Genomic DNA, 15133 nt, shown 5'->3' with positions numbered 1-15133 from the left:
GCGGCCGGCCAGGATAAAAATTTGGACATTAAGGATGAATAATAAAAAAATGCGGGCATTTCTGCCATATATTTTGTTATCCATTAAATATCTTACATAAATCCAACGCTTTAAAAGGCAAAAAACCTAAATTTGCGACAACAAAAATCAAAAAATATAATGAGTTTCAGAATAGAACACGATACCATGGGCGAGGTGCAGGTACCAGCCGACAAATACTGGGGTGCACAAACCGAACGCTCACGCAATAACTTCAAAATCGGACCAGAAGGTTCGATGCCAAAAGAAATTATCCATGCTTTTGGATACCTGAAAAAAGCAGCTGCACTTGCCAATACCGAACTGGGTGTATTATCAGCAGAAAAAGCCGATTTAATTGCTAAAGCTTGTGACGAAATAATTGCAGGACAGTTAGATGATCAATTCCCTTTGGTAATCTGGCAAACCGGTTCGGGTACGCAAAGCAACATGAATGGTAACGAAGTGATTGCAAACCGTGCTCACGTAATTAACGGCGGTTCATTAGCTGACGATAAAAAAGTACTTCACCCTAATGATGATGTGAATAAATCACAGTCATCAAACGATACTTACCCAACTGCAATGCACATTGCAGCCTATAAACTTACGGTAGAAAATACCATTCCAGGATTAGAAAAATTAAGAAATACTTTAGCCAAAAAAGTAGAAGAATTCAGTTCGATCGTTAAAACCGGGCGTACACACTTTATGGATGCTACTCCACTTACCTTAGGACAGGAATTTTCGGGTTATGTACAACAGATTGATAACAGCATCAGAGCGATCAAAAACGCCTTGGTTATGGTTGCCGAACTGGCTTTAGGCGGTACCGCCGTTGGTACTGGCTTAAATACACCAAAAGGATACGATGTTTTAGTGGCTAAAAAAATTGCTGATTTAACCGGTTTACCATTTGTTACGGCTCCAAATAAATTTGAAGCCCTGGCAGCTCATGATGCAATGGTAGAACTTTCTGGTGCTTTAAAACGTACTGCGGTTGCCTTAATGAAAGTAGCAAACGATGTAAGAATGTTAAGTTCTGGCCCACGTTGCGGTATTGGCGAAATCGTAATCCCCGATAACGAGCCTGGCTCTTCAATTATGCCTGGTAAAGTTAACCCTACGCAACCAGAAGCTTTAACTATGGTTTGTGCACAAGTAATCGGTAACGATGTTGCCGTTTCAGTAGGCGGGATGAGCGGCCATTTCGAACTTAATGTATTTAAACCGCTTATTGCAGCTAATGTATTACAGTCGGCCCGCTTAATTGGCGATGCCTGTGTTTCTTTCACCGATAAATGTGCAGAAGGAATTACCGCTAACTTGCCAGAAATTGAGAAACATTTGCAAAATTCTTTAATGCTGGTTACGGCTTTAAATCCACATGTGGGTTACGAAAACGCAGCTAAAATTGCAAAGAAAGCACACAAAGAAAATAAAACGTTAAAAGCTGCAGCTGTAGAGCTGGGCTTGTTAACCAACGAACAGTTTGATGAATGGGTTCGCCCTGAAGATATGGTTGGCAGTTTGAAATAATTAATTTTCAAAGATGTTATAAAATATAAACTTTGTCATCCTGAGCCTGTCGAAGGACCCGCTATAAATTTATAATAAAGCGTTTCGACAGGCTCAACGTGACAAATCCAAGTGAAAGTATTTTATGCTACAACCTCTTTGCTAGCTTCAACAATTACAGTTCTAAATCAATACGGTTAATTAAAACATAGGCAAAATGAATTCAATACTCTCTACATTAGTCAACTTGATATCTATCATTTCGCCAGTTATCATATTTGGCACCTGCTGTTATTTTTTATCAAAAAAACCTGCTGTTGAGGCGATTTTAATGACCATTGGTTCAGGAATCGCTTTACTGACAACCTTATTTTATAGTGTTTTAATGCCTTTTTTATTAGGAGATAGACATTTGGCTTATACTGATGTTTCTAAGTATTATACCTTAATTGGCATCATTAGCTTTATAGCTAGTCTTTGTTTCGCAGCCGGCTTTTTAATCCTGGTTTACAATACTGTTAAAAAGAATAAGGTCATTTACGATCAGTTTCCTAAAAGCATCGATTAATAATACAATGAACAAGCTGCACCCAGGTTTAAAAATTTTCTACATCATCCTTTTTACATTATCTATCTTACATGTAGCTTGTAGTCCGCGGCCAAATATACAGGGCAAAGGTGAAGATTTTATGCAAGGCGTTTGGAATGAAGATTCCATCGCTTTTAGCAATAAACTGAGCAACTACACACAGCACCATTTCAAATTTACCTGCGATTCTGTTTATATTGATATGGTTACCCACAGCAAAGTAAATTTTTATGAAGATTCCTGCTACAACAATGGCATTTGGAAAGAATATGCCAAAGGTGTTTATATAGTTAAAGGCGACACCCTATTTGTTGGCGCCACCTTTACACACGCTAACTATAAACAGAAAATATCGGGATGTTACCGCATTGGCCGATATGACAAGAACTTCCTGATCAAAAAGAAATCTGCAGATACATTATTGTTAGAAAGTTTAAGCGACCAACGCGAAATCAAATTAATCCTCAAAGAAAAAATTACCTGCATACAAAAAGAATTATAAAATGATTTTAACATCAATTAAAAAGAAATTAACCATTGCGCTAGTTTTTGGTTTTTTAGCCTATTTACCAATTCAGGCAAATGCCTGGGGTACTATTGGTCATCGGGTAGTTGGCGAAATTGCCGATAGTTACTTAAAAGCTAAAACACGCAAGGCTATTCAGGGCATTTTAGGTTACGAAACTTTGGCCATGAGTGCCAACTGGGGCGATTTTATCAAATCAGACTCTACCTACAATTACATGTATAACTGGCATTTTGTTAATCTTCCGGCAGGACTGAACAAGGATGGCGTTTACAACTTTTTAGAAACTGAAAAATCGCCTAACCTTTACAACAAAATACCTGATCTAATTGCTGTATTAAAGAAAGCAAGCAGTACCCCAGCCGAAAAGAAATTGGCTTTACGCATGTTGGTACACTTGGCGGGCGATTTATGTCAGCCTATGCATGTTGCCCGTAAAGATGATTTGGGTGGTAATCGCATTTCCGTATTATGGTTCAATGAAAAATCGAATGTCCACAGGGTTTGGGATGAACAGCTTATCGAGTATCAGCAGTTAAGCTATACAGAATATGCGAAAGCAATCAATCATCCTTCGGCAATTCAGCTGTATAACTGGCAAAACACAGGCCTAAAAGATTGTATTTACGAATCGTACGGCATATGCAATAAAATTTACGAAAACACTAAACCAGATACTAAATTAAGCTATCGCTATAATTTTGACTGGGTTGATACCCTTAACGAACAGCTATTAAAAGGTGGTGTTCGATTGGCGAAAATGTTAAACGATATCTACGGATAATATTTCAGATAGTCTTCGATGCCCCAACGCTAAAAGCTTGGGGCATTTTTTTTTCCGTTGTAGCATATCAAACATCAGTTTCGTTTATCAGGTATAAACCAAAACCAATTATAAACCGATGAAAAAATTACTACTTATCTTAGCCCTATGCATAGCATTTGCTTGTAAAAAGAAAGAAACTGTTGCAATTGACGATATTACGAGTTACAAATGGCCCTTGCAGTCGGCAACTGTTAGTCCTGTTTTAACGGTAGATGGAAAATCGAGCAGCAATTTCATGACGCTTTCAGGACCTAGTTCTTGTTTAAACAACAATTATGCATTAAGTTTTTCATCAAACGGATCATATGCTTTCACCTCTACAGGCCCATTATGCGACATGATTTCCTTTCAAAATGCCAAATGGACAAAAAATGGAAATGAAATCACGCTAAACGCTGGTTTCGGCAATACAGAAACTGTAAATTTAAACGGCGCAAATATTATTCAAAAATATACTTTCGAGAAGGAAGGAAAAACCTACACCGTTACTTATATATTTACAGCAAAATCTAAATAATATTGAAAATTTTAATGGTTTGCCTTGGTAACATCTGCCGTTCGCCATTGGCCGAAGGCATTATGCGCCAACTGGCAGATAAACAAAACTTAAACTGGGAAATTGCTTCAGCAGGAACGGGCAATTGGCATATTGGCAAAGCCCCGGACCACAGGAGTATTTCGGCAGCGAAAGCGCTAGGTTACGACATCAGCAAACAGCGGGCACAACAATTTAACCACTCCATGTTTGCTGAATACGACCTTATTTTGGTTATGGACCGGAATAATTTAGCGGATGTTAAAAACCTTGCTAAAAGCGAAGAAGAGCGAAAAAAGGTTAAACTTTTTCTTGATAACGGCGAAGTTACAGACCCATATTGGGATAATACCCTATTTAACCCAGTTTGCAGGCAGGTTGAAGAAAGATGTGTAGAAATTATCAAACAACTTTCTTAAATTTAAAGCTCAATATCCATTACTAACCAAGTCAACAAAAATGAAAAAGTATCTGTACCTATGTTTATTAATTGTATCCGTTTTTTTATTCCAAAGCTATACCATTGCTAAGAAATCGGCAAAAGTTTTAGTTTTTTCCAAAACCAAAGGCTTTAGGCACAACTCTATTGAAACCGGAAAAGAAGTTATCCAAAAATTAGGCACCGAGCATCACTTTGATGTAGATACCACAGAAAATGCCGATCTGTTTACAGAAGATAACCTTAAAAAATATGCCGCTGTTATTTTTCTAAATACAACAGGCGATGTTTTAGACAACAAACAACAAGTAGCCTTCGAAAGATATATCCAGGCAGGTGGAGGTTATGTGGGCATCCATGCCGCAACCGATACTGAATATGATTGGCCATGGTACGGCAAATTGGCCGGCGCTTATTTCATCAGTCACCCGGCCGTACAGGAAGCTAAATTTATCATTAAAGACAAAAAACATCCTTCAACCAAATTCTTTACCGATTCAGTTTGGATGAGAAAAGATGAGTTATATAACTTTAAGGATATCAATCCAGATATTAAAGTGCTGATTACCCTAGATGAGAAATCGTATACTGGCGGTAAAAATGGCGATTTCCATCCTTTTAGCTGGTACCACAATTTTGATGGCGGAAGGGCTTTTTACACCTGTATGGGCCATACCAAAGAAGGCTGGACAGAAGATAAATTCCAGAACCATTTATGGGGAGGCATTGAATATGCCATAGGCGGACAAAAGAAACTGGACTACAGTAAGGCCCATTCAAAATTATAAGATCAAGGTTGAGCCTGCTGAACAATTAGCAGCGGGCTCAATCTTTCCTATCTAATAAAACAACTGAGAAAGTACATTGCTTGCACTTGGTGCAGCAGGTTTTAAAGAAGTAAACTTGGCCAATTGCGCAACCGTTAAAGCGGTCCCCAGTTTCGATTTCAATCCAGAAAACAATTTACCAAATTTGCTTTGATAAGCAGCTGGATCTGTTTTTTGAGTAGCCATAATAGTTGCCTTCTGCACCAAAAAATCTTTCACAATTGTAGTTACAGTTGGTTTTTGAGTCGGGGTTAAACTTAAGGCAGGAGTAAGTTTACCAATAATGCCAGAGGTTAAACTTGCCGCATCGAAACCCGTACTTGCTGCAGCAGCGGATCCAACTTTACTTAAAAGACTTTGTGCATGAGACACAAAGTTCAGGCCCAATACCAAGGCAGATAAAATCAATATTTTTTTCATTTCAATAGTTATATATTTAACTAAGATAAACAATTTACACCTTTTAGGAATAAATATTTATGAAGATCTGGCTTTTTTCAGATTAACCAAATAAATATAATTCAGCATACAGAAAGAAGCTACGGCCCCAAAAGTGTGCCATAAAAAGTGAGTACCAATTGTAAACACGTCCCATTTATCGGCAATACGGAAAGTTAGCGCAAATATGAAAGCAATTAGGGCAAAACCAACCCATTTACCATTTTTCCATTCCGTTTTAATCAGGTACCCAAATACCGGAAATAAAACCAGTGCAGCCATAAATGCATAATTGATGTTGATGAAGATCTGAAAATCGCCATTGGTAAAGAGCCGTCGCACGTAAAACTGAAAGAAAGCATAAACGGCTACAATTAAAACGGCAAAATACCACTTGGTTAACTTGGAAAGAAAGTAAACCCCGGCCGAAAGGCATAATAGCATAATCGGCATCCAGTCCATCATAATAAAAATCGGCCAACGCCTTAATCCGTGATAAGTGGTGCCTCCAATTCCGCCTATATAAAGTAAAACCAGAGCTATGGTTAAAAAGGTATGCTGTTTAAAATTTCCCCAAATTTTTATTGTCCAATACACTGCAATAGCTAAAAAAAAGCAACTTGTTATTGTATTAAATGGCTCAGGAAAAAGCTGATTAAGGTTCGTTTCGGTATATATTGTACCTCCATCTGGAGGATTCTCGGTAAAAGCACTCATAATTAATTAACGTAAACTGAAATTAAATGTTTGATGAATCCATGTAACGATCAAGATGTAAAAATAATTTCGTGTTTACATTTTCAACAGGTTAAATATTGATTAACTCTTTTCCTTCAGCAGGTATTTTTTTGTACTTTAGGTAGACCTAAGTTATAATGATGATGAAGCCCATATTAATTCTTTTTCTATTCTTAACAACAACAATTTACGCCCAAACACCGCCTAAACCTTACGGTGCACTACCATCAAAAAGGCAACTGGCCTGGCATGATATTGAAGTTTACGGCCTAATCCATTTTACCCCAACTACATTCGAAAACAAAGAATGGGGCTTTGGCGATGCTGCCCCAAAAACATTTAACCCAACAGATTTCAACGCCGATCAAATTATTAAAGCAGCTAAGGCCGGGGGACTAAAAGGCATTATCTTAGTTGCGAAACACCACGATGGTTTCGCCCTATGGCCAACCAAAACTACTGATTACAACATCAGCAAAAGCCCATTTAGAGCAGGTAAAGGAAATTTAGTTAAAGAAGTGGAGCAGGCTGTACGTAAAAACGGTTTAAAGTTTGGAGTATACTGCTCGCCATGGGACAGGAACAATGCGCTTTATGGTACCGATAAATATCTGGCCATTTACCAGGCCCAGCTGAAAGAACTTTACAGCAATTTTGGCGAACTTTTTATGAGCTGGCACGATGGTGCAAACGGTGGTGATGGCTATTATGGTGGTGCAAAAGAAAAACGTTCGATAGATAACACTACCTATTACGATTGGAAAAATACCTGGGCCATTACCCGTAAAATGCAGCCCATGGCCAATATTTTTAGCGATATCGGTTTGGATATTCGCTGGGTAGGCAATGAAGACGGTCATGCAGCGCCAACCTCTTGGGCTACTTTTACACCAATGGCACCTGACGGAAAAAATGAAGCCGTTCCCGGTCAGGCAAATTATCCGCAAAGCCCCGAAGGAATACGAAACGGTAAATTCTGGATGCCAGCAGAATGCGATGTTCCTTTAAGAAAAGGATGGTTTTACCATGCCAACGAAAAACCTAAAACCCCAGAAACATTGTTCGATCTATATTTAAAAAGTGTTGGCCGTGGCGCAGGCTTTGATCTTGGTTTAGCACCCGATACCCGTGGACAACTTCACGAGGATGACGTTGCTGCACTGAAAACTTTTGGCAACATGGTTAAACATACTTTCGGGAATAACCTGGCCAAAAATGCATCGATTAAAGCGAGCAATACCCGTGGTAAAAAATATGATGTTACTACCCTGCTTGATGGCAAAAGGGAAAGTTACTGGGCCACGCGGGATGATATTCATCAGGCAAGTTTAGAAGTAGATTTAAAAACAGCTAAAACCTTTGATATCATTAGCCTACAAGAGTATATTCCCTTGGGTCAGCGAATAGAGGCTTACACCATTGAGGTATTTGAAAACAATGCTTGGAAAAAAGTTTACGATGGCACTAGCATTGGGGCAAAACGTTTAATTAAACTGGACAACCCAGTTACGGGTAATAAAGTAAAAATCAACATTACCAAATCGCCGGTTTGTATTACTTTAAGTGAAATTGGGCTGTATAAAAAAGCAGTTTAAACTTAATCTGATTTGTAAAGGATTTCGAAAACTTGCGCCAATGCATTAGAAGTCTGTTTGCTATAGCGATAAGTGCTATCGGCCTTAATATCTCTGTACATCAGCATTACGGCACGATGGGATGCTTTACTCAGTTTTATTTTTTCCTCTCGTTCTTTAGCATCTTCAGGCTTTAAATTTAAGGCCTGCATTTGTTTAATTACAACAAGATTCCTTTCCATCGGTATAATGCCATCCTGCTTTATAGAGGTAAGCTTAACATCTTTTGGTAAGGAAATCTTTAAATTCATAATGCTGTTAAGCGAGCCCATATTACCGTTAAAAGTTTCCCTTAATTTGCGGTACTCTTCAGTTCCGTACTTTGGGCTAAAGTGAAGCACTCCGCTAAAAAACATCAGAAATAAAAGTACTGAAACTGCATATCTTGCCCAGCTTTTAATTTCGAAACTTTCATCCCATTTATAGTTAAGCAAATAGGTAAAAATAAAGCCCGAAACAAAACCACCAATGTGCGCTGCATTATCTACCCTTTTGCCAAATGCACCATTTATGAGTACCAGTACGGAGACAATCATGGTACTCATTAATAATGCTTTCGTTGCTTTACGTTCAAAAGAATTAGTAATCAATAAAGCAATAAAAGCGCCATACAAGCCCATAATTGCTCCTGAGGCGCCCATCATCACTCCTTCCTGATGAAAAATCAAACTCACCAAGCCACCACAAATGCCGCTCACCAAATAAATAAAGAGGTATTTTTTCCAGCCCAGTTTATTTTCGATCATTAAACCCAGATAAACCAGGGCATACATGTTAAAAAACAAGTGCGATTTAGATCCGTGAATAAACTGATAGGTAATTAAACGCCAGTATTCGCCGCCCAGCACAAGATTTCGCTGGTTAACGCCAAAGTTTAATGCAATCCTTTTGAGTGCTTCTATAAAATCGGGATCATAACTGCTCCCATTTCTTACAAATTGATACCTTAGGTACACTATTGAGAAAAGAACAAGCGCTATATAATAAAAGATATTTACGAGTATCAGAATTGGCGTTACAGTATAACCTTTTTGAGGAAAAAACAGAAAAAGCACATTTTTGATCTTATTTTTTGTTGCCAAAGGAGCCTTTTCAAAATAACGATCATCCTGCGTTGCTATAAGCTGGTGGAATTTATACAAATTTTCCTCCCAAACATCCTTTAGGTGGAACTCTACATATTCAAATTCGTGAAAAAACTTTTCGAGGTTTAAATCGTTCTTGCCATAATCATTAAATAACATTTGAATCCCTACACACTCACTCTTTACCACTGCGAAATTTCCATGGATACGGATAGATATTTCTTCACTATAGGATTGGAAAGATATTGGTGTATAAGCAATTAATCCACTTTCAGACACATGGCTAAGGCTCCAACCGAGATTTTCAATGGCCTGCCTGGCAACAATTAAATATTTATCTGCCGGAAAATCGGCCAAAGGAATATATTTTTCAATTTTAGGCGAGTACCCCCAACTGATTGACATAGCGCGTTATATTTTTTTCGCTACTAAGATAATATAAGGTGATAGATTTTTGCTTTCGAATGGGATAATCTTTGTAAATACTTTTCCGGTCAGCCAAACTACTTTCTTAAATAGGCGAACGCCTGCCGATTTCTGGCTTTCATTTTCTAGCCATACACTAAAACGACCAAAATAACCTGATTTTACTTCTTTAAGTCCGGCCTGCTCGCAGATTGATCTCAACAACGCTGGGTTCATGCTATCGATATTGTGCTTATCGTAGTTTTCCCTATCAAAATTCTTTTGGAACCAGCCGTTAACCGCCTTAAAATTTGGCAGCGTGATAAATAAAGTGCCACCTGGTTTTACAAAAGCGATATGGCGGTTAATAATATCAGCGGTATCGTTAAAGTGTTCGATTAAACCGCAGCTTAATACCAGATCGTACTGTTTTTCGGGGGTATAATTAAATAGATCGGTTTCAATGATATGGATATCTTTTTCGGTTAATCCATTCTTTTCTAAAAGCTCATTTACAACTGGTGGATGAACAAAATAATCAAGAAGGGTAACATTCAGCTGAAAATATTTTTTCAGGAACACAGCATAATAACCCGGAAAACCACCCAATTCGATAGCTGTTTTAACATTATCCCGCTGAATAACATTGGCCAGTTGCTGATGAAATAAATAGTTTGAAGGTAACTGAACCGCTAGTCCTTTTTTACTTTCCCAATAATTTACCCAAAAAGCCCTGTCGGTTAATAAATTTGCCATGTTTTAAATAATTCCAAGCCCAAAGAAACGGAAAAATTTGGTTAATTGTTAAAGTGGTTAACTGTTTAAACTGTGAAATTGGTTAATCGTAGACAGCAACATGTTATATACAATTAACCGATTTAAACACTTAACCGGTTAACCCTTCTTCCGATTAACCCTATTTAAGGTCCTTCAAAATCTCAGCCACTGCTTTTTCGAGTTGAGGATCTTTATCTGCCAGGCGGTCTTCGAAAGTATTTTTCACAAAAATATCTGGCTTAACGCCTTCCTTTTCGATGTTTTTGCCATCCATGGTATAACAGCCCCACGATGGTAAACGATAAGAAGAACCATCAACCAAACCTTTAGCCGAAGTAAAAATAATCCAACGGTAGGTTTCTGTTCCAATAATCTTACCCAATTTTAATTGTTTAAACCCTGCGGCCGTCATTTCAGCATCACTTAAAGATTGTTCGTTAATAAGCAATACAATTGGCTTTGCTGCCGGGCCAAAATTACTTTGTGGCGCCATTTTACCGCCGCGGTATTTCCATTGTAAATAAGGGCGCTGAGAAAGAAATTTCAACACATCATCATGTACGTTCCCTCCAGTATTGTAACGTAGATCGAGAATAATGGCTTCCTTATTTTCTTCTTGCGCAACCATATCCAAAAGGAAGGTTTCGAGTTCGCCGCCTCCCATATTTTTCATGTAAGAATAAGCAATCCTGTTGTTGCTCCATTTATCAACATTTTTATGGTTTTGAGTGATCCACTCATCGTAAAGGTTTCCACGCAAAGTACCTGAGCTTTCTGGATGTACGTTTACAAAAACATCTTTTCCGTTACGCTTAAAGGTCAAAGTGATTTCTCTGTCTAATGATGGTTTACTAAAATAATAATCGCGGTCTATTTTTTCATCCACCTTAACACCGTTCACTTCTGTTAAAATATCTCCTGCCAAAATATTGGTTCCGGTGCGGGCTGCATTACTTTTAGCGGCAATGCGTTCAACTTTTAAAGGGTTTTCATTATTGAAGATGATTCCCGTTTCGTTGGTAATGTAGACTAAGTTTTTGCGTTCCTCCGCCCCCGTGCTGTTAAAGCCCATGTGCGAAGAATTTAGTTCGCCCAGCATATCATTCAATAAAATCCTGAGGTCGCTGCGGTTGTTCACATAGGGCAGATAAGCGGCATAACGTGTTCTCATTTTATCCCAGTCTACACCATGAAATTTTTCGTCATAAAAATTCTCATCCAAACCTACCCAGGTTTCGTAAAACATCTGGTTAAACTCGGCATTCAGGTTTCTGGTAAATTTATAACTGTGGTCTATGCGGTCAAGCTTGTTCCCTTCCAAGGTATATTTATTAATTACACCTCTTGATAAAACGAAAAATTTATCACCAGCCGATACAATCGAGTAATCACCCCCATCGGCAACTTTTTCTGTTTTATTCGCTTCAAAAGGCTCAATAGTGGTACGATAAAGGCCTGGAGCACCACCTTCGTGGTTAGATGAATAAAAAACATAAGTTTTATCGCCTTTGGCAAAAGCATCTGTTCCAAATTGGCCGCCAAATGCAGGGCCAACCAGTTCTATGCGGTCTAAAATATCCTGTGTATTAATGGTAATTACATTTGCTGGTTTGGGCGTAGGTTTTACCTCAGTCTTCTTTCTAGCTGTATCTGCTTTTGCTTTTTTACCAGGTACCGCTGGTTTTACATCTGTTGGTGCAGGCTTGCTTTCTTTAAACAGATCGTCGAACTTATCAGAGCGATAAGGCTCATCGTAATTGTTCAACGCCATGCGGTAAATGTGTGCATTCTGCATTCCCGTTGGGTAAGATGGCTTGGTGCGGGCACTGGTAAAGAAAATATATTTCCCATCTGGCGACCATGCAGGACCTGTTTCGGTAACACCTGTATTGGTTAAATTGATGGTTTTATTGCTTTTAATGTTGTGTACCATGATATCCTGCTCGAAATTCCGGTACACCGTGAAAAGCACATATTCATCATTTGGCGAAAAGCTTGGTGCTGCACTTTGTATGGCCCAAAACTCGTCGGTTACCAACGTTTTGGCATCAAAAGTTTTAAGATCCATCAGCTTGAGCTCATTTCTACCGCTCAGGTACACCGCCATGGTTTTGGTTTTGTTCAAAGTAATATCGCGAACATTTGCTTTATCCTTTGTAAGCTGTTTTACCGATCCTTTACCATCACCGGTAATGGTAAACCAGTTCTGATATCCGTTTGCCGTTTGACTGAATAGAATTGTTTTGTTATCGGCGAGCCATTTGCATTCTAAAGCACGTTCGCCACTGTTGGTAATCTTACGGATAAATTTTCCGTCTGCATCGCTTACAAATACCTCACCGCGAGAAATAAAAGCCATCTTTTTGCCATCGGTAGAAACATCGAATGCTGAGATATTTCCACGCACATCATACTCCTGCTCTTTACTCAACACCTGGTTACGTGAAGTACTGATATTGATTTTTTCTGTTTTTTTAGAAGCAACATCGTAAGTGTATAACTGGTAATCTTTCTCAAACACAACTGTAGTTCCGTTGGCCGAAACGAAAGGCCGCTTAATAGAGGTATCGAAATTGGTTAAACCTGTTTTCTTTCCGCTAATGAAAGTATATAGGTTATATTCATCATTTCCTTCGTCTGATGCAAAAAACACATTTCCTTTCTGGTCAACACTGGTCCAGAAATCTTTCCCGATATAATCGGTATAACGTTTATAACTTTTCGATTTTGGGTTGTACGATTGGATATCTGGGTTATAGGCCCCTTTGTAGTGTTTACGGTTTGCAAATCGGTAACTCTCCCAGGTATCGTTAAAAAATAGTTCACCGTTTGGCGATTCTGCAATATGGTGTGTAGTGTTGAAATAATTGTCGAATAAACGAACGGCAGTACCACCATTTACACTTACTTTATAACTCGAAAAAGAATTGTACCGCCCTGAGGTGAAATAAATGGTTTTCGAATCCCAGCTCCAATTGTCTACTTCATCGGCAGCGTCGTTAAAAGTTAATTGTTTAATGTCACCACCTGTTAAAGGCATAACGTATACATCATAATTACCAAACTGATTGGATGAAAAAGCCATCCATTTCCCATCAGGAGATATTTTCGGATTAATTTCCTCACCCTGCATGGCCGTAACCCTCGAAGCCACACCTCCTTTTACTGGTACTTTCCAAATATCACCATCGTAGCTGAATACTATTGTTTGTGCATCGGGCGTTAAAGCAGGGTATGCAGCAAAGTAGGTTTGGCCCTGGGCAAATGAATGAATGGGCAGTAAAAATGCTAGTGTCGCAAGCGATTTTAACAGGGATTTGATCATGATTTATTTTGTTTGGCTTTGATGCATGAAAATACACAACAGATTTTATATTCGTAAACAATAAAATGTATTTTTGATTGATTTGAAAGTAGTACACCTAAATACCTATGATGGAAATGGCGGAGCAGGGCGTGCCTGTTTGCGCTTAAGTGATGCCTTAAAGGCGAGTGGAATCGATTCAAAAGTATTGGTTTACTATAAATTTGGTCAAAATCCAAAAATAGATACCTTTAGTAAATCGCCTTTTCAAAAGGCAAAAGCCATTTATAATATTCTTTCAGAAAGATATTTTGCCAAATGGCTCAGTAAGTCGGTAAAAACCCCTTTCAGTCTGCAGTGGTTTGGCCGTTCGGTAATTAACCATCCTGATGTTAAAAATGCTGATATTATCCATTTACATTGGGTAAACCACGGTTTCCTTAACCCTAAGTTTTTGGCTCAGCTTGATGAGCTGGAAAAACCGATTGTATGGACATTTCATGATAGTAATGCTTTTACAGGTGGGTGCCATGTACGTTATGGATGCGAAAATTTTCACCAGCAATGCGGTAATTGCCCGATCTTGAAAATCAGCGGAAAAAATGATATTTCGCACAAAACCTGGGTACGCAAACAGAAAGCTTACACTGAATTAAATTTCCATATTGTAGCACCCAGCAATTGGATGGCAGCATCGGTAAAGTTCAGCAGCTTGTTGGGCACGAGGAAAGCGACAGTTATTCCGAATACAATTGAAACAAAAATTTTTAAACCTTATGTTAAATCAGAGGCGAAAAAAATCCTAAAGATCAATCCTGATAAGTTTGTGTTGATGAGCGGATTTATGCCCTCAAAAAATGACAAACATAAAGGAACGCCTTATTTAATCGAAGCTTTAGAAATCCTTTCACGCAGAAGTGGAATACAAAAAGAAAATATTGAATTGGTTATTTTTGGAAACAAGGAAAATGCAGAAATGCCCGAATTTCCTTTCAAAACCACTTTTTTAGGTACCATTAATAAAGACGAGCATTTAGCAAAATGTTATTCTGCTGCTGATGCCTTTATTACGCCTTCGTTAGAGGACAACCTGCCCAATACAGTAATGGAGAGTTTATCGTGTGCCACACCGGTTATTGCTTTTACCACTGGCGGAATTCCGGATATGGTAAAGCACATGCAGAACGGTTACCTTGCCAAATATCAAAATGCGGAAGATTTAGCAAACGGCATTGAATGGCTGTACCATCGCCCTAATAAAGAAGAAATCCAAAAAGCGGCAAGATTGAGTATTTTAACCGATTTCTCGGAAGAAGTAATCGCTGCGGAGCATATCCATCTTTACGAAACTTTGATTGATTTGCAACCGAAATAAATTAAGCGCCACAAAAACACAGAAATCAAGGGAATTTAGATTGACTACAGCGCGTTTTGATGCAAAATGTTTCCCCAATTTCATTTTCACATTGAGGCA

The 15133-nt window shown here is 38.5% G+C and carries 14 protein-coding genes; 9 read left to right on the top strand and 5 right to left on the bottom strand.

The features are described 5' to 3' along the window. The first annotated feature begins 159 nt into the window (after nt 1-159). The 7 genes from fumC to ACN9MR_RS25930 all read left to right on the top strand — a co-directional run bounded on the left by fumC (nt 160) and on the right by ACN9MR_RS25930 (nt 5239). On the top strand, nt 160-1557 hold the full coding sequence (gene fumC, locus ACN9MR_RS25960) for a class II fumarate hydratase (RefSeq protein WP_215130068.1): 1398 nt from the start codon (nt 160-162) through the stop codon (nt 1555-1557). A 196-nt stretch (nt 1558-1753) separates the two neighbouring features. Further along, a complete protein-coding gene (locus ACN9MR_RS25955) occupies nt 1754-2104 on the top strand; it encodes a hypothetical protein (protein ID WP_426327332.1) in 351 nt (116 codons plus the stop codon). A gap of 7 nt (nt 2105-2111) precedes the next feature. Further along, nucleotides 2112-2627, top strand: a complete 516-nt coding sequence (locus ACN9MR_RS25950; RefSeq protein ID WP_426327331.1) for a fumarate hydratase — start codon at nt 2112-2114, stop codon at nt 2625-2627. A gap of 1 nt (nt 2628) precedes the next feature. Continuing rightward, nucleotides 2629-3435 carry a S1/P1 nuclease gene (locus tag ACN9MR_RS25945; protein WP_426327330.1) on the top strand — a complete coding sequence of 269 codons (807 nt, stop codon included), beginning with the start codon at nt 2629-2631 and terminating at the stop codon, nt 3433-3435. Between the two features lie 118 nt (nt 3436-3553). After that, nucleotides 3554-3994 carry a hypothetical protein gene (locus tag ACN9MR_RS25940; RefSeq protein WP_426327329.1) on the top strand — a complete coding sequence of 147 codons (441 nt, stop codon included), beginning with the start codon at nt 3554-3556 and terminating at the stop codon, nt 3992-3994. A gap of 2 nt (nt 3995-3996) precedes the next feature. After that, complete coding sequence (locus ACN9MR_RS25935; protein WP_426327328.1) at nt 3997-4431, top strand: low molecular weight protein-tyrosine-phosphatase; 435 nt, start codon at nt 3997-3999, stop codon at nt 4429-4431. Nucleotides 4432-4471: 40 nt separating this feature from the next. Next, a complete protein-coding gene (locus ACN9MR_RS25930) occupies nt 4472-5239 on the top strand; it encodes a ThuA domain-containing protein (RefSeq protein WP_426327327.1) in 768 nt (255 codons plus the stop codon). Between the two features lie 51 nt (nt 5240-5290). Here ACN9MR_RS25930 and ACN9MR_RS25925 read toward each other — a convergent pair whose 3' ends face one another. Both ACN9MR_RS25925 and ACN9MR_RS25920 read right to left on the bottom strand, forming a co-directional pair. Continuing rightward, nucleotides 5291-5698, bottom strand: a complete 408-nt coding sequence (locus ACN9MR_RS25925) for a hypothetical protein (protein ID WP_426327326.1) — start codon at nt 5696-5698, stop codon at nt 5291-5293. A gap of 57 nt (nt 5699-5755) precedes the next feature. Further along, nucleotides 5756-6433: a hypothetical protein gene (locus ACN9MR_RS25920; RefSeq protein ID WP_426327325.1), complete on the bottom strand. Its 678-nt coding sequence runs from the start codon at nt 6431-6433 to the stop codon at nt 5756-5758. A gap of 164 nt (nt 6434-6597) precedes the next feature. On the opposite strand from ACN9MR_RS25920, the gene ACN9MR_RS25915 reads away from it, so the two are divergent. Continuing rightward, nucleotides 6598-8049 carry an alpha-L-fucosidase gene (locus ACN9MR_RS25915; protein WP_426327324.1) on the top strand — a complete coding sequence of 484 codons (1452 nt, stop codon included), beginning with the start codon at nt 6598-6600 and terminating at the stop codon, nt 8047-8049. 2 nt (nt 8050-8051) lie between these two features. On the opposite strand, the gene ACN9MR_RS25910 is transcribed toward ACN9MR_RS25915, so the two are convergent. From ACN9MR_RS25910 to ACN9MR_RS25900, 3 genes are all read right to left on the bottom strand, one after another. Continuing rightward, the gene (locus ACN9MR_RS25910) at nt 8052-9578 is read right to left on the bottom strand and encodes a rhomboid family intramembrane serine protease (RefSeq protein WP_426327323.1); all 1527 of its coding nucleotides are present in this window, start codon (nt 9576-9578) and stop codon (nt 8052-8054) included. A 6-nt stretch (nt 9579-9584) separates the two neighbouring features. After that, complete coding sequence (locus tag ACN9MR_RS25905) at nt 9585-10334, bottom strand: methyltransferase domain-containing protein (RefSeq protein ID WP_426327322.1); 750 nt, start codon at nt 10332-10334, stop codon at nt 9585-9587. A 160-nt stretch (nt 10335-10494) separates the two neighbouring features. Beyond that, a complete protein-coding gene (locus ACN9MR_RS25900) occupies nt 10495-13680 on the bottom strand; it encodes a S41 family peptidase (protein ID WP_426327321.1) in 3186 nt (1061 codons plus the stop codon). A gap of 82 nt (nt 13681-13762) precedes the next feature. Here ACN9MR_RS25900 and ACN9MR_RS25895 point away from each other — a divergent pair, with 82 nt between their 5' ends. Then, nucleotides 13763-15034 carry a glycosyltransferase family 4 protein gene (locus tag ACN9MR_RS25895; RefSeq protein ID WP_426327320.1) on the top strand — a complete coding sequence of 424 codons (1272 nt, stop codon included), beginning with the start codon at nt 13763-13765 and terminating at the stop codon, nt 15032-15034. Nucleotides 15035-15133: the final 99 nt, after the last annotated feature.

Origin of the sequence: Pedobacter sp. R-06 (assembly GCF_049913135.1) — a bacterium.
Lineage (GTDB): Bacteria > Bacteroidota > Bacteroidia > Sphingobacteriales > Sphingobacteriaceae > Pedobacter.
The sequence above is the reverse complement of the archived record's forward strand: the minus strand, read 5'-3'. Positions and strand labels throughout refer to the sequence as shown.